This is a genomic window from Wolbachia endosymbiont of Drosophila tsacasi (assembly GCF_028982115.1).
Classification (GTDB): Bacteria; Pseudomonadota; Alphaproteobacteria; order Rickettsiales; family Anaplasmataceae; genus Wolbachia; species Wolbachia pipientis_B.
Genome location: NZ_JAPQLJ010000024.1, coordinates 1 through 9,156 on the forward strand (window position 1 = coordinate 1; position 9,156 = coordinate 9,156).

Sequence of the window (9,156 nt, forward strand, 5' to 3'; positions counted from 1 at the left end):
TGCAGTTCCTCGTGCAAAGCAAAGTCAGGCTTACTTTTTCTGTGCTTATTCTTTTCCTTACTCAACTGTTTACTTTCGTTAGATTTTGTTTCAAACGTTTTGTAATAGACCTCAATATTTCTATCACATTCTGCTATTTTTTCTTGATAAATATTATATAGTTCAAATTCTTGCTTTAGCGTGAATACATGTTCCTCTCTATAATCGCCAGCTAACGCTTTTGCTATAGTAGACTGATCATTTTTTATTCGTGCATCCCTGAATTGAGCCAATTTCCCAGAATCTCTTTCGCCTTTAATTATAGCCTTGATAATTTTCATACCAGTTACTTCTGTTATATCTCTTATAACTCTATGCAGTTGTATATTCATTTGAATTAATGCCTTCTGCATACGCAGAACATGTGTAGATGCACTTTCAGTGAGGTTCTTACGTTGTCGCACGTAACTACGCAATACACACATCTGGCTATCTGGCCTAAATGACCCTTGGAGTAATCCATAACTATGTAGTTGTTGTAACCACTGACAGTCCTGAACATCTGACTTTCTCCCAGGTACATTTTTTACATGTCGCGCATTTACCAACTTAACTTCAAAACCGTAAGATTCCAGTATTTGAAACAAAGGAATCCAATATACACCAGTTGATTCCATCGCTACGGTTGTAACTTTACACTTTTTTAACCACCTTGCTAAATTATGAAGGTCTTCAGTGAAGCAGCCAAATTTTTGAACACGTTGCTCATCTCTTCTCTCGGGTATACATACATAATGTACAGCCGAACCAACATCTATCCCTGCTGCATCAGGATTCATTACCTCTAATTTACTTTTTGTCATTGTAATTGACCTCCTATAACTTATAATGAAGAAGTATTTAAGCTTGGGACGGTTAGATTATACAATCTTCTAATCGAGGTAGTTGTAATAGACTCCATCAGTGGTTTAACCGTTCCTCCAAAACCATGCTCCCAAACGGGCACTCTAGCACCATTGAGCGTTCCGGTTATAACTGCAAAAATACTTCTTAATAAATTATATTTAAAAATTGTTATAGCACTGGATAAAATAGTTTCTTTCAGGTTTAACAAGATTTTTCCTTGTTCGATGCTACCAATAGAGTGGATACTTGGAGGTTTAATTTTTGCAACAGTATTTTGCGCTTTGGCAGGAAACATGATAGCTGCAGCTGCTTTATCTGTGACCATAGCAGTTTGTGCAATGTGTTACCCTGTTTATTTAAAGTTGGAAAATGCCTTTAATGCCAGAAACTTGGCAGCACAAGAGCTGCCAGATCAACCAAAACATACTGAAAATCCTCCAGCTACTCAAATGAGCGATGTGTCAATACTACGTCAATTTATGAATAAGATAGTAGGAAACGTTCTATAGCTAGCTACAATTTGATATGCCGTCATTCCCTACTCGTTAGCGCCGCGGTATAGCACATTTTGCACCTGTTCACTTTAGCTATATACCAATATTTATCCTTTCTTAAAACTAAACATTTAAAATAGTAGATAACCGTTGAAGTGAGGTTTAACTATGATACTAGCAGAAACGCTCTTCTGCCTGCATTTCAATTACATATACAACATTTTTAAATTTAAATCTAGCTTTTTAGTTGTTAATTCTTAATCTCAAATTGTTAACACCTACAACTACAAAGATACACAAATAGTTAATTTTTAGCGAGGCTTTGATATGACAGAAAAAAATTCTACATCCAATGAGTTAGTATACAACAGTAAATTATTGAACATTATAATGGAAAAAGTAACAAAAGGAAAGCACAAACACCCAAACCCAGAAGTTGGGAAAGACGGGACTCTCACAGAATACAAGAGGTTGTTCAAAAAAGGGGCTAGTCCTGAGGTATTAACTGAGGTATTAATTAAATTAAAAAAATCGCCAGAATATTATAAGTATTATATCCAACGCTTCCTTCCGGTATTGAAAGAAGAAATCAAACAGTCAAAAGAACTAGAGAAAATAAAGAAAGAGAAGATAGAACAAGTAATTTCAGAAGCTATTAACAAGGGCAGCAAAAAAGATCATTCTGATAACGTTGATCAAAATGAAACTGGTCGTAGAGGGAGTATAGAGAGTAAAGACAGTGGAATTGAAAGCGGCAACAGTAGCGAAGCTGAAGATGATCATGACGCTAGTAAGAAGCATTCAATCAGTAGTGCTAACACAATAAATGAAGATCAAGAAGTAGAGAACGGGATAACAAGTAACAGTGAAGACAGTGGAATTGAAAGCGGCAACAGTAGCGAAGATGGAGATGATCATGCTGATGAGAAAGATCACATTTCGGGTATACCAATTTTCCACACAGCAAATGAAGATCAAGAAGTAGAGAACGGAATAATGAACAGCAGTGTTCAATATACTGATAAGATATTCAAAGCAATTAAAAATGGAAATCAAAGGGAATTTGAAGAATATCTAGAAAATTGCACAAATATTAGCAGCATAAAAGATGAAAAAGGAAATAATATTTTATACCTTATTGCATCGCTCAAAAAAAAATAGAAATGCGAGCTTTTAGGTACCCTAATAAAAACGGTCACCAAGAAAGATTTAGCACAACTTGTTGATAGTAAAGATCAGGACAGAAAAACCCCTCTTCAGGTGGTGCTAATTAACAAGATAACAAAAGAAAAACATGAGTCTCATACAATTCGAAGTAACGATAACACACTTAAGTTTCTTACAAAATTGTTAGAGCATGGAGCCAGCTCTGATAATTTAGGATTATCTACAGAAAAATTACAAGACTTAAAAGAAGAGCAAAAGACATACTACCGTAATTTCTTAGAAAAATTGGCAGAGTCAGTAAAGAAGTCTGAATTAGAACCAGAAATAAAAACCAATACAGAAGCAAAAATTAAAGAAATTATACCACGTACCATAAATACTCCAGGTAGTAATCTATTACATTCAGCAATCGAAAATAATGATAAAAAACTTTTTGAGGAGTTATTGCAAAAAGGGGCAGATATTAGCTGTGAAGATACAGATGGAAACAATGCTCTACATCATATTGCTTTACTTAAAGGAGAGCAAAAAGTTGCATATTTGAAGTTGATTTTGAATTTAGTAGAAAAAGGAGTGATACCTCAAGATCAATTGAGAAAAGCTATGAATGCTACCAATCAGAAAGAAAACACGCCTCTACAAGTGGCGCTAAAAACAAAAGCGAGGAAAGGAGGAACTAAATATCTAAAGAAAGGAAAAATTTTTGATCCAACAGTTAGTTATAGCAATACAACGAAGTTTTGTGCAATGCTGCTAGAAATGGGCGCTGATCCCCGTTCTCTGGAGTTGGAAGGTCAAGCATTTGATACTAGAAAGTATTATCTAACTCTATGTGGTTTAAAAGATTATCCGAAGACTCCGCATAAAGCACAAGAAAAAGCTAGAGAATTGAAAGAGGAGCTTGAGGAAGAATACCACTGTAAAACTCCTTTAAAAAAATGTCAGTCTGGTGTTAAAAGAACAGGTTCTTCTATAGGGAAGGCAGCATCTACAATAATCCATAAAGGACCAGCATTAGCAATAATGTTTGCTGTTATTGGAATAGCAACTGCTGCTGCCTTTAATGGGGTAATGGCACCTGTAGCGGCCATTTGTATCATAGTTGCTGCTATATCTGCATATTTTATTTTCACTTCACGGAGTCGTATTAAGGAATTTCTTAAAAAAATCAAGTAATGAAACAAAGGACCATGTTGACAATAAATAACAGAAAAAGCATGCAAGAAGACCAAAAAGTGCAATGAAAGATACATCAACAAAATCTCCCGCAGGTGTGTTAACAATAAACTAGTAAACCCTCTTCTCTGGAGCGATGAAATCAATTTCATCGCTAAGAGTTTTTTCAGCCACTTTTTTATAATCAATTTTTACATTGATCTGCCCTTTCTTTTCTTCAAGCCACGCTATGGTGTGTTTCATCCAGTTTTTGTCATCACGCTCAGGAAAATCTTCACGAGCATGAGCACCTCTACTCTCCTCTCGATTGGCTGCGCATTCCATGGTAACAACCGCTTGTGGGATCATGTTAGCAAGCTCCAGTGCTTCAACTAAATCACTGTTCCATATCATACTACGATCCTCAAGTGAAATATCAGGCATCATTTTTGCTACCTTTTTTATAGCTTTTTTCCCTTCTTCTAAAACTTCAGCAACACGGAACACTGATGCGTACTTTTGCATAGTGTTCTGCATTTCGCTGCGTATTTTTGCTACTTTTAGCCCACCGGAGGCAAATCGCATTTTATTAAATCTATCTACTATCCAGTCTGTGCAGTCTGAATGCAATTTTTTATGTGGTGTACCGGATTTTAGTTTCTCTCTTGCTCTGAGCGCTGCAGCTCTACCAAAAACCACAAGATCAAGAAGCGAGTTAGAACCAAGTCGATTTGCACCGTGCACAGAAACACATGCAGCTTCTCCAATTGCAAATAGTCCATCTACTACTTCTTCCTTACCTTGCTTCAGCGTGATCACTTCTCCATAATAATTGGTTGGAATGCCACCCATGTTATAGTGAACAGTCGGAATGACCGGTATTGGATCTTTAGTGACATCAACTCCAGCAAAAGTTCTTGCGGTTTCGCTAATGCCCGGCAATCTGAGTTTTATTACTTCGGGATCAAGATGCGCTATAGTTAAATACATGTGATCTTTTTTCGGGCCAACTCCCCTTCCCTCTCTAATTTCAATTGTTATTGCACGACTTACCACATCACGGGAAGCTAAATCTTTTGCTTTTGGTGCGTAACGTTCCATAAACTTTTCGCCCTGAGAATTAACGAGGTACCCCCCTTCTCCACGGCATCCTTCTGTCATCAAGCACCCTGAGCCATATATTCCTGTTGGATGAAATTGTACAAATTCCATATCTTCAAGTGGTAACCCAGCTCTCACCACCATGCCATTACCATCACCTGTGCAGGTATGCGCACTTGTTGCAGAGAAATAAACACGTCCATATCCACCTGTTGCTAGCACCACCGAATGTGCGCAAAATTTATGTAATGTACCGTCGCATAGCGACCAAGCAAGAACTCCGCAGCATGCTCCGGTTTCGCTATCCATAATTAAATCAATCACAAAGTATTCAACAAAAAATTCAGCGTTGAATTTAAGACACTGCTGATATAGAGTGTGAAGGATTGCGTGCCCAGTTTTGTCTGCTGCCGCACAAGTGCGCTGCGCTGATTTTCCTTTACCAAAGTGAGTTGTCATTCCACCAAAGGAACGCTGGTATATTTTGCCATCTTCTGTACGAGAAAAAGGTACGCCAAAATTTTCAAGTTCAATAACAGCTTTAGCAGCGTTTTTACACATATATTCTATTGCATCTTGATCACCAAGCCAGTCTGAACCTTTTATTGTGTCATATGCATGCCAGCGCCAATCGTCTTCACCGATATTACCTAAAGCTGCACTAATTCCGCCTTGTGCTGCAACTGTATGACTTCGTGTAGGGAAAATTTTAGAAATGCAGGCAACTGAAAAATTAGTTGCAGCCATCCCAAGCGTTGCTCTGAGCCCTGCTCCACCTGCACCTACTACTACCACATCATACTCATGTTCTATGATCTCATACGCTGACTTATCCATATTTGCTTATTTTATCATTACAGGCTTATGATATCACAGAAGTAGAAAAAATCTATACAAGTTTTCTATAGCTAATACCAATTCTCATTATTAGTGAACCACTTTTTCATCCAATAATTTTGATCTTAATGCCATTTAACCCTCGCTATTTTACTTGCTTCAGGTAGAACATACAATAAAATGGTTGAGTCTTTATCTGGCTTGCATCCATCGGTAGTTATTACACTAAATAAACAGGAAGTTGGTGGAATGGATTTTGTATAGTTGTTTCAATTTGGGTCTGTATATTGAAACAATGCATGAAAATGACAGGTCATTGTACAAGAGGTACCTAATTTGCCAACAAGAATGCTAGATAAAGAAACTTACATTTCAATTATTTCATAATTTCTGTATAATCTTACAAACTCAATTGGTATATTATGAAGATAATAATAGGTAATGCTAGTAAAGAATTAGGGGAATCAGTAGTTAACCGGCTAGATGTTCAACCATCCTCTGCTTGGATATCAAAGTTTACCGATGGCGAGGTAAATGTAGAAGTAACAAATGATCTATATAATCAAGAAGTATACATAGTACAATCTCTTTCTCCCCCTGTGAATGATAACCTTATGGAGCTTCTGCTTACAATTGATGCAGTAAATAGATTAGGAGCCAAAAGGATAGTAGTAATTATTCCTTATTATGGATATAGCAGGCAAGATAGAATTATCAAAAACAATAATATGCAATCTGCTTTAAGTGCCAAATTAGTTGCAAATCTTATTCAAACTGCAGGTGCAAGTAGTGTTGCAGTGATTGATTTGCACTCAAGTCAAATTGAAGGATTCTTTGATGTACCGATAACTAATTTGAACTGCTTTGAAGCATTTGTTGACTGTATACACACGGAAAATTTGGCAATTGTTGCACCTGATGTTGGAGCAATTGGCAGAGCACGTGCTTTTGCAAAGACTTTAGAGGAAAAGTACAAGATAGGGTTAAGTGATAAGATTATTGTAGTAGATAAATATAGGGAGAAAGCAGGCACATCTCAAGTAATGAACATAATAGGAGAAGTTGCGAATAAAAATTGTGTCATTGTTGATGATATAGTTGACTCTGGTAGAACATTGTGTAATGCAGCCCTTGCTTTAAAAAATTGCGGAGCAAAGTCCGTAATTTCATGCATCACACATGGCGTGCTTTCAGGAAGTGCAGTTGAAAAAATTTCTTCCTCTTCTTTAGATAAATTAGTGATTACGGATACTATACTTCACAAACTTGAAAAAACTGGTAAAGTAGAAGTTGTTTCGGTCGTAGATATTTTAACTCACTTCATCCAAGGAGGTAAAGATGCCAGCTAAGTCAACAGAAGACGTTATTACTTCACTAATAGAATTCGCAAATAAGAGAAAAATAACAATTACCAAGGAAGAAATGCTTAAAATTGTACAGCTTGTAAGGATCAAGTTATCAAATGACGAGATTGATTACTACTCCAAAGGACTGACAATGCTGGATTGGATACATGATACTTTATTGCAAGTTAATACCGAAGGTGTTTCTCCTATGCGTTATGGCAGTATAGACAAGGCCATTCATGTACGCGATGATGTTATAAATTCTCAAAACATTAAAGAAGAGATATTGTCCAATACAAAACCTGAGCATGGGTATTTCGTAGTGCCAAAGGTTATAAATGATTAGGGTAAAATAAGGCGTCTCCCTACGTCATATCGCCGCGGCGCTAACAAGAGATCCCGCTGCGGAATGATAGCAATCCTACGTCATACCGTCACGGCGCTAACACGTAGCGGAATGACGGTTTTTCAAATTGTAGGTAAACCTAAGCCACTTTAGCTATAACATCTTTAGCAATGTCTTCATAAATCTCTGTCAAATCTTCACTTAGCATTAAAGGATTTCCACAATCAGAAGCATGGCATATTTGTGGATCTAAAGGAATCCTACCTAAGAGTTTGATGCCCAGCTCCTCAGACATTCTTTTCGCGCCGTTTTTTCCAAATATGTATATTTCTGAGCCGCTTTGAGTAAAATAACTCATATTTTCTACAATGCCAATAATCGGTACACTGAGCTTTATAAACATATCGTAAATTTTGCGTGCATCAATCAAGGCAAGCTCCTGTGGAGTTGAAACTATTATTGCCCCGGTTAAGTTAAAATTTTCCATAAGACTTAAATGCACATCGCCAGTTCCAGGTGGTGTATCAACTATCAAATACTCTATATCGGACCATTTTGTTCCCATGAGCAGATTATAAAGTGCTTTTGTGATCATAGGGCCACGCCATATCGCTGCACGATCTTTATCAATAAAATAGCCGATTGAAATAGTATGCAGGCCATACTTTTCTATAGGCATTGCTTTCCCACCCTGTATTTCTGGCTTTAATTTTTCAGTGCTAAGCATTTTAGGAATTGAAGGCCCATATATATCTGCATCAACTAATGCAACTTTATGTTTCAACTTTGCTAATGAGAGAGCAAGATTTAGCGCAACTGTGGACTTGCCCACACCGCCTTTACCAGAGGCCACAACGATTATATTTTTCACTCCTTCGATATGTAATTTAGCTTTTTGTTGCCCAGCTTGTTTTTGACAAGTAGCAACCACGATCACTTTTGTCACCCCCGGTATAGCTTTAACAGCTTGCTCACAATTTCTTCTTAATTCTTCGTTTGCTTGCGTGTTACCGGCAACTTCAAGCGCAAAACCAATGTCCCCGCCTTTAATAATGATTGAGGATATTATGCCAAGAGCGATCACATCTTTACCGCTTTTTTGCTCTATGACTTTTTTTAAGTTTTCTCTTACAATTTCTTCGTTGATCATTAGACCTCTTACATAGCAGATCCCAGTGCGGAACATTTGTTTCAGAAACAGTATGTTAAATGTTATAGCAGGTTTTGCCTAGAACACAAGCCAAGTACTGGTTCACTTTATGACAGTATCATGAAAGTAGCCTCTTTCTTGTTATCCAAGTAGCCCCTTCTCCTGTCATCCGAGTAGCTTGACTACTTGGATCCAGAAAAAAGAATAGCGTCATCCCAGTACTCCTTTCTCGTCATCAGAGTAGCCCCTTTTTTGTCATCCCAGTGCCCAGACACTGGTTCTTTTTTTCTAGATTCCAGCGTCACGCGCTGGAATGACAGCAGTTCTACGTCATACCGCCGCGCCGCTAACAAGTAGCGGTATGATGATTCTTCAAATCGTCAAGGTGTCATCCAAGTAGCCTTCTCTTCCTGTCATCCCAGTGCTTGACACTGGGATCCAGAAGACGTAATTTCAACCAAGTGGCTGCATAATAAAGGCTGGATTCCAGTGCCAAGCACTGGAATGACACCCTACTTAACCGTCATACCGCGATTCATTCGCGGTATCTCTTAACATAGATCCCGCTGCAGGATGACGGTTGTCGTTTAGCTATAAACATTAAGAAATTTACCAAATAAAAAAAAGGCAAAAGAAACCCCGTGTTAGCTAGTTGTCACTCTCTAATCCTGCAAA

At 37.6% G+C, this 9,156-nt stretch carries 9 protein-coding genes; 5 read left to right on the plus strand and 4 right to left on the minus strand.

Annotated features, from left to right (window positions below; genetic code table 11):
• Together OZD70_RS01300 and OZD70_RS01305 are read right to left on the minus strand one after the other, a co-directional pair.
• Window positions 1–848, minus strand: an 848-nt coding sequence (locus tag OZD70_RS01300; protein ID WP_275020111.1) for an IS110 family RNA-guided transposase, incomplete at its 3' end; no start/stop codon positions are given.
• A 14-nt stretch (window positions 849–862) separates the two neighbouring features.
• Window positions 863–1,093 carry a hypothetical protein gene (locus OZD70_RS01305; protein WP_275020106.1) on the minus strand — a complete coding sequence of 77 codons (231 nt, stop codon included), beginning with the start codon at window positions 1,091–1,093 and terminating at the stop codon, window positions 863–865.
• Between the two features lie 16 nt (window positions 1,094–1,109).
• On the opposite strand from OZD70_RS01305, the gene OZD70_RS01310 reads away from it, so the two are divergent.
• The 3 genes from OZD70_RS01310 (at window position 1,110) to OZD70_RS01320 (ending at window position 3,722) form a co-directional block, all read left to right on the plus strand.
• Window positions 1,110–1,394: a hypothetical protein gene (locus OZD70_RS01310; RefSeq protein WP_275020343.1), complete on the plus strand. Its 285-nt coding sequence runs from the start codon at window positions 1,110–1,112 to the stop codon at window positions 1,392–1,394.
• Window positions 1,395–1,706: 312 nt separating this feature from the next.
• A complete protein-coding gene (locus OZD70_RS01315; RefSeq protein WP_275020345.1) occupies window positions 1,707–2,540 on the plus strand; it encodes an ICP22 family protein in 834 nt (277 codons plus the stop codon).
• Between the two features lie 99 nt (window positions 2,541–2,639).
• Window positions 2,640–3,722 carry an ankyrin repeat domain-containing protein gene (locus tag OZD70_RS01320; protein ID WP_275020346.1) on the plus strand — a complete coding sequence of 361 codons (1,083 nt, stop codon included), beginning with the start codon at window positions 2,640–2,642 and terminating at the stop codon, window positions 3,720–3,722.
• 111 nt (window positions 3,723–3,833) lie between these two features.
• Here OZD70_RS01320 and sdhA read toward each other — a convergent pair whose 3' ends face one another.
• A complete protein-coding gene (gene sdhA / locus OZD70_RS01325) occupies window positions 3,834–5,639 on the minus strand; it encodes a succinate dehydrogenase flavoprotein subunit (RefSeq protein WP_275020347.1) in 1,806 nt (601 codons plus the stop codon).
• 422 nt (window positions 5,640–6,061) lie between these two features.
• Between sdhA and OZD70_RS01330 the strand changes: the two genes are divergently transcribed.
• A complete protein-coding gene (locus OZD70_RS01330) occupies window positions 6,062–6,988 on the plus strand; it encodes a ribose-phosphate diphosphokinase (protein WP_275020348.1) in 927 nt (308 codons plus the stop codon).
• The gene (locus OZD70_RS01335; protein WP_182182713.1) at window positions 6,978–7,331 is read left to right on the plus strand and encodes an Asp-tRNA(Asn)/Glu-tRNA(Gln) amidotransferase subunit GatC; all 354 of its coding nucleotides are present in this window, start codon (window positions 6,978–6,980) and stop codon (window positions 7,329–7,331) included. Before OZD70_RS01330 ends, OZD70_RS01335 begins: the two co-directional genes overlap by 11 nt.
• A gap of 139 nt (window positions 7,332–7,470) precedes the next feature.
• On the opposite strand, the gene OZD70_RS01340 is transcribed toward OZD70_RS01335, so the two are convergent.
• Window positions 7,471–8,481 (minus strand): Mrp/NBP35 family ATP-binding protein, encoded by a 1,011-nt coding sequence (locus OZD70_RS01340; RefSeq protein ID WP_182182711.1) that lies wholly within the window; start codon window positions 8,479–8,481, stop codon window positions 7,471–7,473.
• Between the last annotated feature and the right edge of the window lie 675 nt (window positions 8,482–9,156).

Excerpts from the sequence above, each read along its gene's own strand:
- OZD70_RS01310 (WP_275020343.1), top strand. The coding sequence starts at position 1,110 with ATGCTACCAATAGAGTGGATACTTGGAGGTTTAATTTTTGCAACAGTA.
- OZD70_RS01315 (WP_275020345.1), top strand. The coding sequence starts at position 1,707 with ATGACAGAAAAAAATTCTACATCCAATGAGTTAGTATACAACAGTAAA.
- sdhA (WP_275020347.1), bottom strand. The coding sequence starts at position 5,639 with ATGGATAAGTCAGCGTATGAGATCATAGAACATGAGTATGATGTGGTA.
- OZD70_RS01330 (WP_275020348.1), top strand. The coding sequence starts at position 6,062 with ATGAAGATAATAATAGGTAATGCTAGTAAAGAATTAGGGGAATCAGTA.
- OZD70_RS01335 (WP_182182713.1), top strand. The coding sequence starts at position 6,978 with ATGCCAGCTAAGTCAACAGAAGACGTTATTACTTCACTAATAGAATTC.
- OZD70_RS01340 (WP_182182711.1), bottom strand. The coding sequence starts at position 8,481 with ATGATCAACGAAGAAATTGTAAGAGAAAACTTAAAAAAAGTCATAGAG.